This is a genomic window from Microbacterium sp., from assembly GCF_049661145.1.
GTDB lineage: Bacteria > Actinomycetota > Actinomycetes > Actinomycetales > Microbacteriaceae > Microbacterium.
On record NZ_JBASZT010000314.1, the window covers coordinates 1 to 17167 of the forward strand.

Below are 17167 nucleotides of genomic sequence, written 5' to 3' on the forward strand. Positions count from 1 at the left end.
GCGTCCAGCGCCGCGCGACGGCGCGTGTCAGAGAAGCTCGTCACGAGCGCGCGACGGGAGTGCGGGGCGACGATCCGGCCGAGCGGATGCGCCGCAGCGGCCGCCTTCACGTCGATATTGAACCGCATGGTGGGGAACGCGTCGAACGCGTCGGTAACGGTGAGCAGACCGCCACGATCGGCCATGATGCGCGACAACTCGGCATGGCCGATCGCGGCGATCGGCCGCGGGTCGCCCGTCACGCGCGTGAGCCGCTCGTCGTGGAACAGCACCGCGACGCCGTCGGCGGTGAGGTGGCAGTCCGATTCGACATACATGGCGCCTGCGGCGTGAGCCGCAGCCACCGCGGCGAGGGTGTTTTCAACGACGCCGTCAGCATCCGGCGGCACGAAGCCGCGGTGCGCGAGCACGCGCGGCGCGGCGCTGGCGGCGAACCACGGATGCGTCACGAGGCGTGATCGGCGCCATCGGACGAAGGGGATCCCTCGTCCGGTGATGCGGACGCTCGGCCGGCGAATGCGGCGCCGATGCCCTGCAGGGCCTGCGTGAATTCGCTCGGGATGATCCAGAGCTTGCTTGACGGGTTCTCGGCGATCTTCGGGAGCGTCTGCAGGTACTGGTATGCGAGCAGCTTGTCGTCGGGTTCGCCGGCATGGATGGCGTGGAAGACCATCTGGATGGCCTCGGATTCGCCCTGCGCGCGCAACACGGCCGCCTGTTTGTCTCCCTCGGCGCCGAGGATCGCCGCCTGGCGTCGCCCCTCTGCCTCGAGGATCTGCGACTGCTTGGAGCCTTCGGCCGTGAGGATCGCGGCGCGGCGGTCGCGCTCCGCCCGCATCTGCTTCTCCATCGAGTCCTGGATGGAGTGCGGTGGATCGATCGCCTTCAACTCGACCCGCGACACCCGCAGGCCCCACTTGCCGGTGGCCTCATCGAGCACGACCCGCAACTGCCCGTTGATCTCGTCTCGACTGGTGAGCGCCTCTTCGAGGTTGAGACCGCCGACGACGTTGCGGAGCGTCGTGGTGGTGAGCTGCTCGACAGCGGAGAGGTAGTTGGCGATCTCGTAGGTCGCGGCCCTGGCATCCGTCACCTGGAAGTAGACGACCGTGTCGATCGAGACGACCAGGTTGTCCTCGGTGATCACCGGCTGCGGCGGGAACGACACGACCTGTTCACGCATGTCGACGAGCGGTCGCAGCCGGTCGATGAACGGGACGAGGAGGTTCAGACCCGGGGAGAGCGTGCGCTGATAGCGACCGAGGCGCTCGACGATGCCGGAGTACGCCTGCGGGATGATGCGGATCGAGCGGAAGATGACGACGACCACGAAGATCGCGACGACGACGAGGAGGACGATGATGAAGATCTGTCCGATGAATGCGCCGATGTCGACCATCAGTCGGAACTCCTTTCCGGGGTGACGGTCGCGGGCGCGACCTCCACGGTGGCGCCGCGGACGGCGGTGACGACAACGCGCGAGCCGAGTTCGGGCGCGCCGACAGCATCGGGGACCTCCGCGGTCCACTGCTCCCCGTTGTCAAGACGCACGAACCCGCGGCCGTCGACGAACGGGCCCGTCACGCGCGCCGGCATGCCGTACAGAGCGTCGACGTTGGTGGGATGCAGCCGACTCGAACGGCGCAAGGCGCGCAGAAGCAGCGGTCGGATCGTGAACAGCAGGAGCGCGGATACCGCTGCGGCCGCCAGGACCTGAAACCACCACGGGCCGCCGAAGAGATTGGTCCCGAGGCCGCCGATGAGCGTGCCGGCGGCGAGCATGAGGAAGGTGAACTCGAGCGTGAGGAGCTCGACGATGACGAACAGGAGGGCCAACGACAGCCAGGCGATCCACATGTACTGTGTGAGATCCGGCCACATGACGACGCTCCTTCGGTGCCCTTCTCGTGCACACTAACATTCCTCGTCAACGCGGGCATCCTGCCTCGTGCGGGTCCTCGTTGGTAAGGTCGGAGGGGTGCCCGACCGTCCGGTGCGCCGGTTCCACCTCGTTCCCTCGAGATCCACCCGCAGGAGACCGCTCATGACCCAGCCCATTCCCGTCGGCACGCTCACGGGACGGACCGCTCTCGTGACGGGCTCCTCGCGTGGCATCGGCGCCGACACCGCCCGTTACCTGGCGCAGGCCGGTGCGAACGTCGTGATCAACTTCCGCAACAAGGCGCCGCGCGCCGAGAAGCTCGCGGCCCAGTTGCGCGAGCTGGATGTCGAGGTGCTGGTCGTGGGGGCAGACCTCACGAACGCGGCGTCCGTGGAGGCGATGATGACAGCCGTGAAGGAGACCTTCGGCACGCTCGATCTGCTCGTGCTCAACGCGTCCGGCGGCATGGAGAGCGGCATGGGCGAGGACTACGCCCTGCTGCTCAACCGCGACGCGCAGCTGAACGTGCTGGATGCGGCGCTGCCGCTCATGCCGGACGGCTCGCGCGTCGTCTTCGTCACGAGCCATCAGGCCCACTTCATCCGTACCACGCCCACGATGCCGGAGTACGAGCCGGTCGCGCTGTCCAAGCGCGCGGGGGAGGATGCGCTGCGCGAGAGGATCCCCGAGCTGACCGAGCACGGCATCGAGTTCGTGGTCGTCTCCGGTGACATGATCGAGGGCACCATCACCGCGACGCTCCTGGAGCGGGCGAATCCCGGCGCGATCGCCGATCGTCGCGAGTCGGCGGGCAAGCTGTACAACGTGTCCGAGTTCGCCGCCGAGGTCGCTCTCGCCGCTGTCGAACCCATCCCCGCCGGCAACACGCGGCTGGTCGGAGACGTGAGTTCCTTCGGCGGGGAGTGAGCCCCGGCATCCGTCTTCATGACGAAATCGCCCCGTGACCCGAACGGTCGCGGGGCGCTTTCGCGTGAGTCCTACTTGCCGAACGAGAAGGCGCGGAAGATCTGGATGATGCCCAGCACGATCGCCGAGATGCCGAGCAGCCACCACAGCACCACGGCGCCCCACAGGGGCGAGAACAGCAGTGTGATGCCCGCGATGATCGAGATGATCGCGAAGAAGACCGTCCAGCCCTTGGATGGCGCGTCGCCGAGCGTCGACAGGGCGACGACGCCCTCGATGATCCACATGATTCCGACCAGGATGCCGAGGAACGCGGCGAGCCATGCGGTCGTGGCCCCCAGGTTCGTGAACGCGACGACGCCCGCGATGATGAACAGCACGCCGAGCAGGATGTGGCCGATGCGTGCCCACCCGCCCTTGCTCGACGAGAAGATGCCGAGTGCCGCGTAGACGAGGCCGGCGATGATGGCGTAGATCGCGATGATGGCCGTGACGACCATCGCCGTCTTTCCGGGCCAGACGAGGATAAGGATGCCGAGGATGACCGAGAGGACGCCACCGAGACCGAGTGCGGTCCGGATGCTGCTCGTGGCGGCCTTCTCTAGGGAAGGTTCGGAACTCATGATTTGCCCTTTCTAGGAAATCCGTTCGGGAGGTATGTTCTCAGCGTACCGCCGGGTCGGACGACGCCCGCGTGATGACGTGTCGTGACGGGGAGACAGTCACCCGAGGAGGGCGACGACCAGCAAGAGGATCGGGATGCAGCCGATCGTGGTCAGGAAGACGGTGTCACGGGCGATCGTCTCGCCGACGTCGAAGCGCTGTGCATAGTTGAACACGTTCTGTGCCGTCGGGAGGGCTGCGAGCACCGTGACGATCAGGACGTCGTGCGACGAGAGCTGGAAGACGTAGGCGGCGACCACCCAGGCGATCACGGGCATGGCGGCGAGCTTGAGCGCGGAGGCGAGAACGATGTCGCGACGATGCCCTGAAGTACCGAGGATGCGCTGACCGTGAAGCGAGATTCCGTAGCTGATGAGCAGGACCGGCACACAGGCATCGGCGATCAACTGCAACGGGTCCAGTGCGATGGGAGGCAGACGTACGCCCGAGACGGAGACGAGCACGCCGAGTACGGAGCCGACGACGATCGGGTTGGTGAGTGTGCGCCGCAGCACGGGGATGGCCCGCCGCGACCCGGTGCCGGAAGCAGTCGCCGCTTCGAAGATCGCCATAGAGATCGGGGTGAGCACGAGGAGCTGAAACAGGATCACCGGAGCCGGATAGGCGGCACTGCCGAGAAGATAGAGCGACAACGGGATGCCGATGTTGTTCGAGTTGACCTGGCCGGCGGCGAGCGTGCCGATGAGGACCTCGCCGACGGGGCGTCGCCAGAGAAGCTTCGCAATGACGGCGTAGACGGCGAACACCGCGACGGCGGCGATCGCGGAGACCGGCAAGAGCGCGGAGAACAGCGTGTGTACGTCCGCTTGCGCAAGCACGACGAAAAGGAGCACCGGCGACAGGACGAAGAAGGTCAGGCGGCTGAGCACGTGACGCGCATGCGTACCGAGGAGATCGATGCGCCCGATCAGCCAACCCACCGCGATCGAGACGCCCACCACGGCGAACCCGGTAAGCGTCTCCAGCATCCACTCAGCCTATGCGTGCTGGCGGCGCTGCTTGATCGCCCATGGCATTGTTATCACTGATAATGCACATTATGTCAGCTTCAAGAAGAGCCGAGTCGGAGTGGACGAGCGCAACCCCGCGCCCCGGTGAGGAACTGAACCCGGGAAGGTGTGCCCCTGGCACATCGGGAATCACTCTCGATGTGATGGTGGGGCTCGGCACGACCGTGCCCGATGCGATAATCCCGCCTCGCCGGGCAGGTTTCTTGCCCCGACGAGGCGGTAACGCCACTGAAAAGCTGACTAGAAGGAGCATCATGTCCACCGTCACGACAACATCGCCCGCCCCTCCCCTCGCTCGCACCCTGCGCGTTGCCGGCATCGCCGGCATCCTGCATGGAGCGCTGCACATCGCCTGGATCCTGCTCAACCAGCTCGTTCTCATGCCCTCCACCGAGGAAGGAGCGCTCACGACACCAGCGGCCATGCAGGACGAGTTCGTCATGACGACCCTCGTCGCGGTCGTCTTCGTCGCTGCCGGGGTGCTGTCGATCGTCTCCGCGGGCGGTGTCGCGGCACTCGTGCGCGCACGAGGCTCCGTCCTCGCCCCGACTGCCGCCGCGCTCGGCGCGTCGTTTGGCATCGTGATGATCGCGGTCTCGGCCGCATCCGCCGCGATCCGGGGGTTTCCGAACGAGTACATCGCTGCTACAGGCGCCCCCGAATCCACCCAGGCTGCCGTCATCGAGGGCATGTTCGCTGTCCCCCAGTCCATGACCTTCCTTGCGGCGCTGCTGTTCGCCGCATGGTGCGTCGTCACCGCGATCGCTCGCGTGTACCCGGTGTGGTTGCTGGTCGTGAACGTCGTCGTCGCACTCGTTGTGACCGGGCTGCTGTTCGTGGCCGGTGCGGCAGGCATGATGCTGTCCACGATCTACTTCATCGTCCTGGGAATCTGGCTGGTGCGCGCGGCGCGTCGGGCATGATGATCACGTGGACTCCGTGATCGCGATCGGCGCGGTCCAGACCGTCTCCTGGCCGCTCGTCGCCCTCCTGGCATGGCGGGCGGCGCGCGGCCGCGTCGGCTGGATCGCGTGGCCCACGGCAGTCGCCGTCGGTGCGACCGCCATCATGGCGCTCGGTACGGAGACGCTCGGCACCGGCGCACTGGTGGCAGCGACCGTGCAGAACATCGCTGTCAGTCTCTTGGTGTACGGCTACCCTGACGGCAGGTTCTGGCCGCGATGGGTGTGGGCGCCCCTGCTCGGCGCGATCGTCCTCCAACTCGCCGATCTCGTCTCCGGCTTCCGTTTGAGCGGCCAGGCGTGGTGGCCGCTGCAGTTCCTGCTCTGGACGCCGTGCATCGTCGTGGCGCTGTGGATGCGATACGCGCGCCGCACGGATGCCGCGGGCCGCCGCTCGGTGCGCTGGGTGCTCACCGGACTCGTCGTCATGGTCGCGGTCTATCTCGTCTGGTGGATGCTCGCGATCTCGCTGTCGGGCGGGGACACGGGGCCGTCGTGGCTGTCCGGCGTTCTCCTCACCCTCCCGTGGCTCGCTGCGGCGGTGGGCCTGCTCTGGCCGGACGCCGTCGTCGTCGATCCCATCCTGCGGTGGACCCTTGCGCTCGGTGTTTTCGCGACGGTGTGCGCCGTCTCAATCGCCGTCGTGTCCGCCCTCGGTGCCAGCGCCGCGGTGACCGCCTGGCTCGCGGGCGGCGTTCTCGCCGTGTGCGCCGTTCCGCTGTGGACGGGCCTGTCGCGCCTCGCCGACCGCCTCGTCTACGGTCGCCGCCAAGACGTCCTGACCGCCCTCGGCGACCTCGACGATATGCTCGCGGCCGGCCACGACGCCGGCGAGGTACCGCACACGATTGTACGTACCGTCGCCCGCGCCATCATGGCGGAACGGTGTGAGCTGCGGGGGCTCGATGGCATCCTTCTCGCCAAGGCCGGGGCTGCCATCTCCGGGCTGGGCACACCCGGTCCCGCCGGCTTCGTCGCCGGCGCCGCCGAGGACTTTCCCATCGTGTATCGCGGCGACGTACTCGCCACCGTGCGGGTGTGGCCCCGGCGGGGAGAGCAGCGTCTCACCTCCGACGACCGCGCCGTCGTCGCGCGCGTCTGCGCGTACGGCGGCCCTGCCCTCGACGGAGCACGCGCGCTGGTCGAACTCGTGGACTCCCGGGCGCGCACCGTCCTCGCCCGCGAAGAGGAACGCAAGCGGCTTCGCCGCGATCTGCACGACGACCTCGCGCCGACGTTCGCGGGCCTCGGGCTCACCGCCTCGGCACTGGAGCGGTTCGCCGCCGATGGCGACCCGCGCGCCCGCACCGCGGCGCGCGACCTGACCGCCTCGCTGTCCAGCGCCACCCGTCAGCTGCGCGAGATCGCGTACGACCTGCGTCCGCCCGCGCTCGACGACCGCGGACTCGCCGCCGCTCTGCACGACCGGCTCGTCTTCGCCGGGACGACACCCGTCGTGACGATCCGCGCCGAACTGTCCGCGGAGCCGCTTCCGGCGGCCGTCGAGGCCGCCGCGTTCCGGATCGCCCAGGAGGCCGTCATGAACGTGCGGCGTCACGCCGCAGCGGCGCACTGCGACCTTACGATCACGGTAGAGCACGGCGGGCTGCGCCTACGCGTCGCCGACGACGGCATCGGTACCGGCAGTGGCGCGTCGGGAGGGGTCGGCCTGCGCTCGATGCGAGAACGTGCGGAGGAGCTGGGCGGGTCGTTCCGCATCGATCCCGCGGCGCACCACGGAACCGTCGTCGAGGTGTACCTGCCGACGCGCGCCACGAGAATGGATGTCGAGCGATGACGAGCATCGTCGTCGTCGACGACCACCCGATCTTCCGGCGCGGACTCGTGTCGCTCTTCGAAGCCAACGGTTACGACGTTGTCGGCGAGGCGGCCGGAGCCGCCGAGGCCATCGCCCTGGTCGACAACGAGCGTCCCGACATCCTCCTTCTCGACCTCGGCCTGCCTGACGACAGCGGCGTGCGCGTCGCGGAGCGCGTCAGCGGCCTCGTGCCCGCCACGCGCATCGTCGTCATCACGATGTTCGATGACGACGGCTCAGTGCGTGACGCCCTGCGCGCCGGGGCATGCGGGTATGTCGTCAAGGATGCGAGCCCCGCTCAGCTGCTCGCCGCCGTCCGAGCCGCCGAGGCGGGCGCCACCGTGCTGGGACCCGGGATCGAGCGACCGGACGATCCGATTGCCGCGCCGTTGACATCTCTGGGACTCACGCCCCGGGAGCGGAGCGTCCTCGACCTCGTCGCCCGCGGGCTGACCAACCGGCAGATCGCCGAGCGGCTGGGGTTGTCGGGTAAGACCGTCAGCAACAACGTCTCGGTGATTCTCGGGAAGCTCGGTGTGGCCGATCGTGGCGAAGCCGCCCGGACGCTACGCGACGTTACGCGGGGCGGATGACTCACTCGATGTCGGTTGCTCTTTGCGATTCACGTCAGCTTCGCGACGAGTTGTGCCGGCGTGTACGAGCGCGCTCCGGCAAAGCGCGCGAAGTCTCTGTCGTAGGTGACGACGCTGGCGTGGTGCTCGATAGCCAGCGCCGCCAGCTGGGCGTGGTTCACATTCGTTGACGGCGTAGTGCTTGCTGTCACCATTCTGGGTGCGCGGCTCCACACTTCCCGGATGTGATACCAACAGAAGGTATGGGACAGGCGTTGGAAGTGCGGCCCGCCACCATCGACGATGCGCAGGGCATTGCGATCGTGCATGTCGCTTCATGGCGAATCGCCTATCGCGGACTGATGCCCGACGACGTGCTCGATGGGCTCTCCGTCGAGCAGCGCGAGGTCGGGTGGCGCCGGATCGTCACCGACCCGAATGCCACGGGCCGCACGATCGTGGCCGAACGCGGGGGCGAGCTCGTCGGCTGGGCCTCGTTCGGTCCCGGGCGGGATGATGGAGCTGCCGAGCAGGGCGAACTGTGGGGGCTCTATGCGCACCCGAACGCCTTCTCGACCGGCGTCGGGCACGCTTTGATCGCCGCCGTCGAGTCGTCGCTGCGCCTGGACGGATTCACCTCGGCATACCTCTGGGTGCTCGACAACAACGACCGGGCCGCGGCCTTCTACGAGCGGCACGGGTGGGTCGAGGACGGCGCCGACAAGCTCGACGAGCGCGCGACCATGACGCTCTTCGAGCACCGCAGGACGAAGTCGCTCGCCTGAGCGCACCCGCGGAACCCGCCATCGCGGCGCCCACGCCGGAGTGAGCACCCACCGCGCCGCGATAGCGTGGAGACGTGACGGCGTCCCCCTCCCCCGCGACCTTCTCGGCCGCAGGTCCGGGCTGGCGGGCATGGCTCGTCTGGAGCGTCGGCGTGGCGGCCTACATGCTCGCCGTCGTCAACCGCAGCTCGCTGTCGGCGGTGGGCGTCGATGCGGCGGAGCGGTTCTCAGCGGATGCCGCCACGCTCTCGATGTTCGCGGTGGTGCAGCTTGCGGTCTACGGCGGCATGCAGATTCCGGTGGGCCTGCTCCTCGACCGCTACGGTGCCCGGCCCATCATGACGATCGGCATGCTGCTCATGGCGATAGGTCAGCTGACGATGGCGCTCTCCCCCAGTGTCGGCGTCGCGATCCTCGCGCGCGCACTGCTCGGGGCCGGTGACGCCGCCATCTTCCCCGGTGTGCTGCGACTGGTCGCCACCTGGTTCCCCGCGACGCGCGGACCACTCATGGGCCAGCTGAGCGCGCTGGCGGGTCAGACGGGACAACTGTTGGCCCTGGCTCCCCTCGCGGCCCTCCTGCACGCGACGACCTGGTCCATCACCTTCGGCAGCATCGCAGGGCTGTGCGTCCTGTTCTCCATCCTCGTCTTCGCGCTCATCCGCAACCGCCCTCCCGGGCGCGCCGCCGACGTGACTGTCGATCCGGGCACCGGCGCTACGAGCGTCGTACGCTCGTCGATCGACACCGGCGTCGGAATCCGCGCCGCCTGGGCCCATCCCGGCACGCGGCTCGCGTTCTGGTCGCACTTCACGAGCCCGTTCGCGGGAACCGCGTTCATCCTCCTCTGGGGTGTCCCCTTCCTCACCGCGGGCGAAGGCCTGAGCCACGCCCAGGCGGCGGGTGTCACCTCGCTGTTCGTGTTCATCGGAATGGCGTTCAGCCCGATCATGGGCGAACTGTCACGCCGCATCCCGACGATGCGTTCGCGTGTGCTGGTGCTCCCCGCGATCGCGACGCAACTCGTCGTGTGGCTCGTCGTCATCTGCTGGCCCGGCCCGGCACCGCTGTGGCTGCTGTACGGACTCGCCGTCGCGCTCGCCCTCGGCGGTCCCGCGTCGATGATCGCCTTCGACCACGCCCGCACCCACAACCCCGCGCATCGGCTGAGCACGGCGACGGGCATCACCAACGTCGGCGGGTTCCTCGCCGCGCTCGTCGCTGTCTTCGCGATCGGCCTCGCCCTCGATCTTCAGGGCGCAGGCACCCCCGCAACCTACCGGCTCGACGCGTTCCGCCTCGCCTTCCTGACGCAGGTGCCGCTGTGGTTGCTCGGCTGGGTGTTCATCGTCATCGAGCGCCGCAAGACCCGCGTCTTCGTCGGCATCGACCCGCCACGCACCCGGCGAGCAGAGCGCTAACGCGAAAGTCTCGTGACATGACTCAGACTTTCTCGCCCCACGGCGCGGCAGCGCCACTGAAAAGCTAACGCGAAAGTCTCGCCACCTGAGGCAGGTCTTCTCGCCCCACGGCGCGGCAGCGCCACTGAAAAGCTGACCTCAGCGCGCCGGCTCGCCGGCCTCCGGTGCCCGTTCACACAGCTCCGGAGAATCTGCCTCCGGTTGGCGTGGCGCGGTGACGACACGCCGGCAGCGTGCCGGAACCCCGGAGTTGCGAAACACCACGACCGCCAACCCCGCCGCAGCCCGGCACGTCCCTCAGCGGGGCGCGACCTCGATCCAGCCGCCGCCGAACTTGGGCTCTCGCCCGTCGCCGCTCGACGTGCCGGTCAGCCGCCGCCGCACCCAGGGCGCCAGATGCTCTCGCAGATACTGGCCACGAGCGAGGCGGATGCTGTCGGGCAGTTCCGGCAGCGACCGCCACCCCTCCGGCACCCGCTCCCCCAGCCCGTCCAGTACGCGCGCGGCGACGCGGTGATGTCCGCGACTGTTCATGTGCAGGCGGTCCTCCGACCAGTACGAGGGCTGCGACAGCTCGGCATCCGGCCAGTTCAGCGCCATGACGACGTCCTCCCGCCCGCCCATGCGTTCGACGACCGCCGTGGACATCAGATCGCCGCGACGCTGAACGAGGCGACTCAACGGCAGTTGCGCAGACGGATTCGCGCCCGACAACAGGATCAGCCGCACACCCTCCTCGTCGCAGCGGCGCAGCACCTGGCTGAACGCGTCGGCGAGGTGCACGATCGAGGTGCGCGGACGCAGCATGTCGTTGCCGCCGCCGTTGAACGACAGGTGGGTCGGTCGCAGCGCGAGCGCGCTCTCTAACTGCTGCGCCACGATCGGCCAGACGAGCTTGCCGCGGATCGCGAGGTTCGCGTACTCGATCGGCTCGCCGCGCGAATCCGCCCAGCCCTGCGCGACGAGGTCCGCCCAGCCGCGCACGGGGCCCCACGGCGCAATCGGTGCGGGGAGCTCATCGCCGACACCCTCGGTGAACGAGTCGCCGATCGCGACGTAACGAACGGATGCCACCGCTCCAGCCTAGATCCGCTTCCGCCAGCTCGGCCGCCGTCCGCCTTCGCCCGTCCCTGCACGCGAGAGAACAACGGGGCGCCGAGAGAACGGTCGGTACCCGTTCTCTCGGCGCTGATTTGTTCTCTCGCGGGATGCGGAATGGGGATGGGTGCGGGTGGAGGGTGGGAAGGCTCACCGGTCGTCGAGCGCCGTGCCGCGGTGCTCGGCGAGACCCCACGCCGAGGCGGCGGCGAGGACGAAGAACGCGGCGAAGATCACGAACAGCAACGGTGGGCCGCCCGCGGCCAGCAGCGGCGGCACACTCAGCGGGGCGACGATCGACGCAATGCGCCCGACACCCGCTGCCCAGCCCGCGCCGGTGCCGCGCAGCGACGTGGGATACGTCTCGGGAGTCACGGCGTACAGAGCGCCCCACGCGCCGAGGTTGAAGAACGACAGCGCCATTCCGGCCGCGATGATTGCACCCTCGACGGATGCCGTGCCGAACAGCACCGCCGAGACGGCCGAGCCCGCGAGGAAGACGGAGAGCGTCATGCGACGCCCCCACACCTCGATGAGCCAGGCGGCGACGGCATAGCCGGGCAACTGCGCGAGCGTGATGACGAGCGTGAATCCGAACGACTTCACGAGGTCGTATCCCTGCGAGAACAGGATCGTGGGAATCCAGATGAACGCGCCGTAGTACGCGAAGTTCACGCAGAACCACACCGTCCACAGCGCCGTCGTCCGCACCCGGAACTCGGGTGACCAGAGTGCGGCGAGTCGTTGCCCAGCCGACGTCGCGGCCGATGTCCCGCCGGCGGACGCTGCGGGGGGCGCCTGGCGGACGCGATGCCGTCGCGCATCGCCGACGGCGGGTGAGGACTCGAACGCAACGACCACTGCCTCCGCCTCCGTACGCCGCCCCCGCTGGGCGAGCCACCGCGGAGATTCCGGCAGCCCCCATCGGACGATCAGCGCGTACAACGCGGGGATCGCTCCCAGCGCGAACGCCCAGCGCCATCCATCGGCAGAGGCGGGGATGACGAAGAAGCCGATGAGTGCGGCAGCCGTCCACCCGATCGCCCAGAACGCCTCCAGAATCACGATGAGCCGACCGCGCATCCGCGCGGGGGCCAGTTCGCTGACGTATGTACTCGCCACCGGCAGTTCCGCGCCGAGACCCAGTCCCACCACCACTCGCAGTGCGATGAGGGCTGCGAGCCCGCCCACGAGTGCGCTCGCGCCCGTCGCGACACCGTAGACGAGCAGTGTCACGGCGAACACCGAGCGCCTGCCGAACCGGTCCGCGAGGAGTCCGCCCAAGCTCGCCCCGAGGGCCATCCCGACAAATCCTGCCGATGCGATCCACGATGCCTGGGCGCCCGTCAGCGACCATTGCGCGATGAGCGCAGTCAGCACGAACGACACCAGTCCCACGTCCATCGCGTCCAGCGCCCAGCCGAGGCCGGACCCCGTGAGGACCTTCAGGTGCTTGCGGGTGAAAGGCAACGCGTCGAGGCGCTCGGCGACTGAAGATCCGGGGTGGGTGGTGGCGGCATCCGTCATGTCTGAATGGTACTCAGGATGCCGCGAGCAGCTCGCCCACCATCGGTGCGACCTTCGTGCCGTACAGCTCGATCGACCGGAGCATTCTGCCATGCGAGAGCGTTCCGTTCGCGTACTTCAGATCGAAGCGGTCCGCGCCCAGCGTCTGCACGGTCGCGGCGATCTTTCGGGCGACGGTCTCCGGCGAACCCGCGTAGACGGCGCCCTCGGGGCCGACGTCGTGCTGGAACTGCAGGCGACTGTACGGTGGCCAGCCACGCTCGGCCCCGATGGCGTTGCGGTTGGCCTCCATCGCTGGATACAGCTCCTCCCACGCCTGCTCGTCCGTGTCGGCGACATGCCCCGGCGAATGGATGCCGACCAGGCCCGGGTCGCGCCCGAACGAATCGAGCGAACGGTGGTACAGGTCGACGTACGGGCGGAACCTGCTCGCCGCGCCGCCGATGATCGCGAGCATGAGGCCGTAGCCGTACCGCGCTGTTCGCACGACCGACTCGGGAGATCCACCGACCCCGACCCACGCCGTGATGCCGTGCTCGGTCTTCGGGTACACATCCGCACCAGCCAGCGCCGCGCGCGTCGTGCCCTGCCACGTCACAGGCTGTTCGCGCAGCAACTGCGAGAACAGATCGAGCCTCTCCTCGAACAGCACCTCGTAGTCCTTGAGGTCGTAGCCGAACAGCGGGAACGACTCGATGAACGAGCCCCGGCCGAGGATCACCTCGGCGCGGCCGTGCGAGAGCGCGTCGAGCGTGGCGAACCGCTCATACACACGCACCGGATCGTCGCTGGAGAGCACGGTGACGGCCGTACCCAGATGGATGCTGTCGGTGCGCGCTGCAGCGGCGGCCAACACCAGTTCGGGGCTGGAGACGGCGAACTCGTGGCGGTGGTGTTCGCCCACCCCGAAGAAGGAGAGTCCCACTTGATCGGCGACGACTGCCTGCTCGACGATGTCGCGGATTGTCTGCGCGTCGCTGACGCGCTCTCCGTCCTCGCCGATCGTGACGTCGCCGAAGGTGTCCAGTCCGAGGTCTACTTCATGCATGCGAATATAAACCCCGAAACCAGAACCGGCATTCCCCCGGCAGTCCGGTCAGCCTTGCGACAGCGCCATCCGGAGCGTGTCGAGACCCACGCCGCCCAGTCGCAGCGCCCTCATGTGGAAACGCTTGATGTCGAACGCGTCGCCCTCACGCTCGGCGGCCTCATCACGGATCTGCTCCCAGATGCGTTGACCCACCTTGTACGACGGCGCCTGTCCCGGCCAGCCCAAATAGCGATTGACTTCGAACCGGATGAACTCATCGGGCATGTTGACATTGCGGCGCATGAACTCCAGCGCGAAGTCCGCGTCCCACACGCCGCTGCCATCGGGTCGGGGCTTGCCCAGGTGCACGCCGATGTCGAGCACGACACGCGCAGCTCGCATGCGCTGGCCGTCGAGCATGCCGAGTCGGTCGGCCGGGTCGTCGAGATAGCCGAGCTGCTCCATGAGTCGTTCGGCGTAGAGCGCCCAGCCCTCGGCGTGGCCGCTGGAGCCGGCGAGCAGCCGGCGCCACGAGTTCAGCTCGGCCCGGTTGTACACCGCCTGCGCGATCTGCAGGTGGTGGCCCGGAACGCCCTCGTGGTAGACCGTCGTGAGCTCGCGCCAGGTGTCGAAGGAGTCGACGCCGTCGGGCACCGACCACCACATCCGCCCGGGACGCGAGAAGTCGTCGGTCGGGCCGGTGTAGTAGATGCCACCCTCGTTGGTGGGGGCGATCATGCACTCAAGCGTACGGATCGGTTCGGGGATGTCGAAGTGGGTCTCCCCGAGCTCCGCGATGGCGTGGTCGCTCGTGGCCTGCATCCACTCCTGCAGCGCCTTGGTGCCGTGTAGCTTCCGGTTCTCGTCGTGCTCCAGGAAAGCGACGACCTCTTCTACCGAAGCTCCAGGCAGGATCTCGTTCGCGATCGCCTCCTGCTCGGCGACCATACGGGCCAGTTCCGTCAGGCCCCACTCGTACGTCTCGTCGAGGTCGATCTGGGCGCCGAGGAATCGCCGCGAGTGCAACTGGTACAGGTCACGTCCGACCGCGTCGGCTTCGGATGCCGCCGGCAGGAGCTCGGTGCGCAGGAAGGTTGCGAGCTCGTCGTAGGCGACGCGGGCGGCACCGGCGTGGGCGGCGAGGACTTTGGCGAGGGATGCCGGAAGTCCGCCACCCTCGGCGGGTGCGGCATCGGCGGCGAACGTCACGAAGAACCCGTTGTCCGACGTGTAGCGCGCGATTTGGCCGATGACCTCCGTGACCTGCCGGCGCGCGGGGACGATCCCCGCGATGATCCCTTCGCGCAGGGTCTGGACGTAGCCGCCGATCGCGACGGGCACGGCGCGGAGCCGGGTGGAGATCACCGACCAGTCCTCGACGGTATCGGTCGGCATGAGGTCGAAGACGTTCCGCAGTTCCTGCGCGGGCGAGGCGATCACGTTGACGTCGCGCAGATGCGCTCCGGCCTCGTGCAGCGCAATGTCCAGTTCGAGCTCGCCGACGAGGTCGGCCTTCGTCACGACGTCGACATCGTCCGCCGTCTCGGCCGCGCGCAGCGCTGCAAGGGTGTCGGTCGCGGCCTGAAGCCGCGCCGCGTGACCCGCGGGCGACAGGTCATCGAGCCGCTCGTTGTGCTCGAAGCGGCCGATGTAGGTCGCCAGGCTCGGCGACAGTTCGGCCATCCGGTCGACCCACGCCTCGGCGATCTGGTCGATCGGCGTGGGGGTGCGCTGCGTTTCTGTCATCCTTCGAGCCTAATCCCGTGGGCCGGAGTCCGTCTGCCTGGTCAGTGACCGGCGATGTCCCAGTTGTCACCGCGGCCGATCTGCACATCGAGCGGCACCGACAGCTCCGCTGCGTCGCCCATCCGGTCGTGGACGATGTCGCGCACGGCATCCCACTCCCCCGGTGCCACCTCGACGACGAGCTCGTCGTGGATCTGCAGCAGCACACGCGAGCGGAGCTGGAGCGACCGCAGCTCGTCGTGGATGCGGAACAGCGCGATCTTCATGATGTCGGCCGCGCTGCCCTGGATCGGCGCGTTGAGGGCTGCGCGTTCCGCGTTCTCGCGCAGGACGCGGTTGGGACTTGAGAGGTCGGGGAACGGTCGGCGTCGGCCGAAGATCGTCTCGGTGTAGCCGTCGATACGTGCCTGCGCGACGGACGCGCGGAGGTAGTCGCGCACGGCTCCGAACCTGGCGAAGTACTCGGTCATCAGCAGCCTGGCCTCGGCCTGCTCGATGCGCAACTGCTTGGACAGACCGAACGCGGACAGCCCGTACACGAGGCCGTAGCTCATCGCCTTGACTTTCGTGCGCATCTGCGGAGTCACATCGGCCGGGCCGACTCCGAACACGCGCGCACCGACGAACCGGTGCAGGTCCTCCCCGGAGTTGAACGCCTCGACGAGCCCCGCGTCGCCCGACAGGTGCGCCATGATGCGCATCTCGATCTGGGAATAGTCGGCGGTCAGCAGCGTCTCGTACCCTTCGCCGACCTGGAACGCCGCGCGGATGCGACGCGACTCCTCGGTGCGGATCGGGATGTTCTGCAGATTCGGGTCGGTGCTCGACAGGCGCCCGGTCTGACTGCCGGTCTGCAGGTAGGTCGTGTGGATGCGCCCGTCCGCACCGGCTGCCCGGTCGTTTCCGATCGCGGTGTCGAGCGATTCGATGATCTGCCGGAGCTTGGTGGCTTCGCGGTGCTGCAGAAGTAGGTCGAGGAAAGGGTGGGGGTTCGACTCCTGTAGATCGGCGAGGACGGCGGCATCCGTCGAGTACCCGGTTTTCGTCTTGCGGGTCTTGGGGAGCCCCAGCTGGTCGAACAGCACCTCCTGCAACTGCTTGGGCGAGCCGAGGTTCACTTCGCGGCCGATCTCCGCGTACGCGAGCTGCGCGACGGCATCGGCGCGCGCGCCGAGTTCGGCCGAGAACCCGGCCAGCTTCTCGTGCGAGACCGCGACACCGGCGAGCTCCATGTCGGCGAGGGTGTCGAGCGTCGGCAGCTCGATGCCGGTGAGCACGGCGGCGACGGATGCCGGCAGCTCGCCGCGCATAGTATCTGCGACGCGCAGGGTGTACCAGGAGAGCTGCCCCGGGGTCGCACCCTCGGTCTCGGGGACCAGCTGCGTGGGGTCCGCCTCGGGGAGTTTCTCATCGAGGTAGCGGTCGACGAGGTCGCCCAAGCCCTTGTCGGGGAAACTCGGCCGCAGCAGCCAGCCGGCGAGGATCGGGTCGAACACGAGGCCCCGCAGGCGCACCCCCGCGCGGCGCAGCGCCTTCACCTGGGGTTTGGCGTCGGCGATCACCTTAGCGCTCTCGCCCTCCAGCCATGGCCGCAGGGCCGCGGCGACGGCATCGCTCCAGCGGGTCTCGACGGCGAGGGGCGCGTCCACTGCGCCGGCGTCGGTCGCACCCAGCGTCGCGAGCCCCACGCGGGACGGCAAGCCC

At 68.5% G+C, this 17167-nt stretch carries 17 protein-coding genes; 6 read left to right on the plus strand and 11 right to left on the minus strand.

The features are described from left to right. The 3 genes from WBP48_RS13195 to WBP48_RS13205 all read right to left on the minus strand — a co-directional run. The coding region (locus WBP48_RS13195; protein ID WP_424441150.1) for a glycerophosphodiester phosphodiesterase family protein at positions 1–449 on the minus strand (449 nt) is incomplete at its 3' end. Next, positions 446–1399, minus strand: a complete 954-nt coding sequence (locus WBP48_RS13200; RefSeq protein ID WP_424441152.1) for an SPFH domain-containing protein — start codon at positions 1397–1399, stop codon at positions 446–448. The genes WBP48_RS13200 and WBP48_RS13195, both read right to left, overlap by 4 nt. Next, on the minus strand, positions 1399–1881 hold the full coding sequence (locus tag WBP48_RS13205) for an NfeD family protein (RefSeq protein WP_424441154.1): 483 nt from the start codon (positions 1879–1881) through the stop codon (positions 1399–1401). Before WBP48_RS13205 ends, WBP48_RS13200 begins: the two co-directional genes overlap by 1 nt. A 163-nt stretch (positions 1882–2044) precedes the next feature. Here WBP48_RS13205 and WBP48_RS13210 point away from each other — a divergent pair, with 163 nt between their 5' ends. Beyond that, positions 2045–2809 (plus strand): SDR family oxidoreductase, encoded by a 765-nt coding sequence (locus tag WBP48_RS13210; RefSeq protein ID WP_424441156.1) that lies wholly within the window; start codon positions 2045–2047, stop codon positions 2807–2809. 71 nt (positions 2810–2880) lie between these two features. On the opposite strand, the gene WBP48_RS13215 is transcribed toward WBP48_RS13210, so the two are convergent. Both WBP48_RS13215 and WBP48_RS13220 read right to left on the minus strand, forming a co-directional pair. Next, the gene (locus tag WBP48_RS13215) at positions 2881–3432 is read right to left on the minus strand and encodes an HdeD family acid-resistance protein (protein ID WP_424441158.1); all 552 of its coding nucleotides are present in this window, start codon (positions 3430–3432) and stop codon (positions 2881–2883) included. Positions 3433–3531: 99 nt separating this feature from the next. After that, the gene (locus WBP48_RS13220; RefSeq protein ID WP_424441160.1) at positions 3532–4461 is read right to left on the minus strand and encodes an AEC family transporter; all 930 of its coding nucleotides are present in this window, start codon (positions 4459–4461) and stop codon (positions 3532–3534) included. A gap of 296 nt (positions 4462–4757) precedes the next feature. Here WBP48_RS13220 and WBP48_RS13225 point away from each other — a divergent pair, with 296 nt between their 5' ends. From WBP48_RS13225 to WBP48_RS13235, 3 genes are read left to right on the plus strand one after another with little or no spacing between them, the layout of a single operon-like run. Continuing rightward, positions 4758–5426, plus strand: a complete 669-nt coding sequence (locus WBP48_RS13225) for a hypothetical protein (RefSeq protein ID WP_424441162.1) — start codon at positions 4758–4760, stop codon at positions 5424–5426. Positions 5427–5433: 7 nt separating this feature from the next. Next, positions 5434–7263, plus strand: a complete 1830-nt coding sequence (locus WBP48_RS13230) for a histidine kinase (protein ID WP_424441164.1) — start codon at positions 5434–5436, stop codon at positions 7261–7263. Next, entirely contained in the window at positions 7260–7877 is a 618-nt protein-coding gene (locus tag WBP48_RS13235; RefSeq protein WP_424441166.1) for a response regulator, read from the plus strand. The genes WBP48_RS13230 and WBP48_RS13235 overlap by 4 nt, the downstream gene beginning before the upstream one ends. 29 nt (positions 7878–7906) lie before the next feature. Here WBP48_RS13235 and WBP48_RS13240 read toward each other — a convergent pair whose 3' ends face one another. Further along, positions 7907–8038, minus strand: a complete 132-nt coding sequence (locus tag WBP48_RS13240; protein ID WP_424441168.1) for a hypothetical protein — start codon at positions 8036–8038, stop codon at positions 7907–7909. Positions 8039–8137: 99 nt separating this feature from the next. On the opposite strand from WBP48_RS13240, the gene WBP48_RS13245 reads away from it, so the two are divergent. After that, positions 8138–8641, plus strand: coding sequence for an N-acetyltransferase family protein (locus tag WBP48_RS13245; RefSeq protein ID WP_424441170.1), 504 nt, complete (start codon positions 8138–8140; stop codon positions 8639–8641). Positions 8642–8715: 74 nt separating this feature from the next. Further along, positions 8716–10062 (plus strand): MFS transporter, encoded by a 1347-nt coding sequence (locus WBP48_RS13250; RefSeq protein ID WP_424441172.1) that lies wholly within the window; start codon positions 8716–8718, stop codon positions 10060–10062. A 297-nt stretch (positions 10063–10359) separates the two neighbouring features. Here the strand turns inward: WBP48_RS13250 and WBP48_RS13255 are convergent, their stop codons facing one another. The 5 genes from WBP48_RS13255 to WBP48_RS13275 all read right to left on the minus strand — a co-directional run. Next, entirely contained in the window at positions 10360–11136 is a 777-nt protein-coding gene (locus tag WBP48_RS13255) for an SGNH/GDSL hydrolase family protein (protein ID WP_424441174.1), read from the minus strand. A gap of 174 nt (positions 11137–11310) precedes the next feature. Continuing rightward, entirely contained in the window at positions 11311–12687 is a 1377-nt protein-coding gene (locus WBP48_RS13260) for an MFS transporter (protein WP_424441176.1), read from the minus strand. Positions 12688–12700: 13 nt separating this feature from the next. Next, complete coding sequence (locus WBP48_RS13265; RefSeq protein WP_424441178.1) at positions 12701–13735, minus strand: LLM class flavin-dependent oxidoreductase; 1035 nt, start codon at positions 13733–13735, stop codon at positions 12701–12703. Positions 13736–13783: 48 nt separating this feature from the next. Beyond that, positions 13784–15463, minus strand: a complete 1680-nt coding sequence (locus WBP48_RS13270) for a DUF885 domain-containing protein (protein ID WP_424441180.1) — start codon at positions 15461–15463, stop codon at positions 13784–13786. A 41-nt stretch (positions 15464–15504) separates the two neighbouring features. Beyond that, positions 15505–17167 (minus strand): DNA polymerase (locus WBP48_RS13275; protein WP_424441182.1); only part of this gene is annotated, 1663 nt, incomplete at its 5' end.

What these genes read in the sequence shown, in the direction of transcription:
- WBP48_RS13200 (WP_424441152.1), bottom strand. Translation starts at nt 1,399, where the DNA reads ATGGTCGACATCGGCGCATTCATCGGACAGATCTTCATCATCGTCCTC.
- WBP48_RS13205 (WP_424441154.1), bottom strand. Translation starts at nt 1,881, where the DNA reads ATGTGGCCGGATCTCACACAGTACATGTGGATCGCCTGGCTGTCGTTG.
- WBP48_RS13210 (WP_424441156.1), top strand. Translation starts at nt 2,045, where the DNA reads ATGACCCAGCCCATTCCCGTCGGCACGCTCACGGGACGGACCGCTCTC.
- WBP48_RS13215 (WP_424441158.1), bottom strand. Translation starts at nt 3,432, where the DNA reads ATGAGTTCCGAACCTTCCCTAGAGAAGGCCGCCACGAGCAGCATCCGG.
- WBP48_RS13220 (WP_424441160.1), bottom strand. Translation starts at nt 4,461, where the DNA reads ATGCTGGAGACGCTTACCGGGTTCGCCGTGGTGGGCGTCTCGATCGCG.
- WBP48_RS13225 (WP_424441162.1), top strand. Translation starts at nt 4,758, where the DNA reads ATGTCCACCGTCACGACAACATCGCCCGCCCCTCCCCTCGCTCGCACC.
- WBP48_RS13235 (WP_424441166.1), top strand. Translation starts at nt 7,260, where the DNA reads ATGACGAGCATCGTCGTCGTCGACGACCACCCGATCTTCCGGCGCGGA.
- WBP48_RS13260 (WP_424441176.1), bottom strand. Translation starts at nt 12,687, where the DNA reads ATGACGGATGCCGCCACCACCCACCCCGGATCTTCAGTCGCCGAGCGC.
- WBP48_RS13265 (WP_424441178.1), bottom strand. Translation starts at nt 13,735, where the DNA reads ATGCATGAAGTAGACCTCGGACTGGACACCTTCGGCGACGTCACGATC.
- WBP48_RS13270 (WP_424441180.1), bottom strand. Translation starts at nt 15,463, where the DNA reads ATGACAGAAACGCAGCGCACCCCCACGCCGATCGACCAGATCGCCGAG.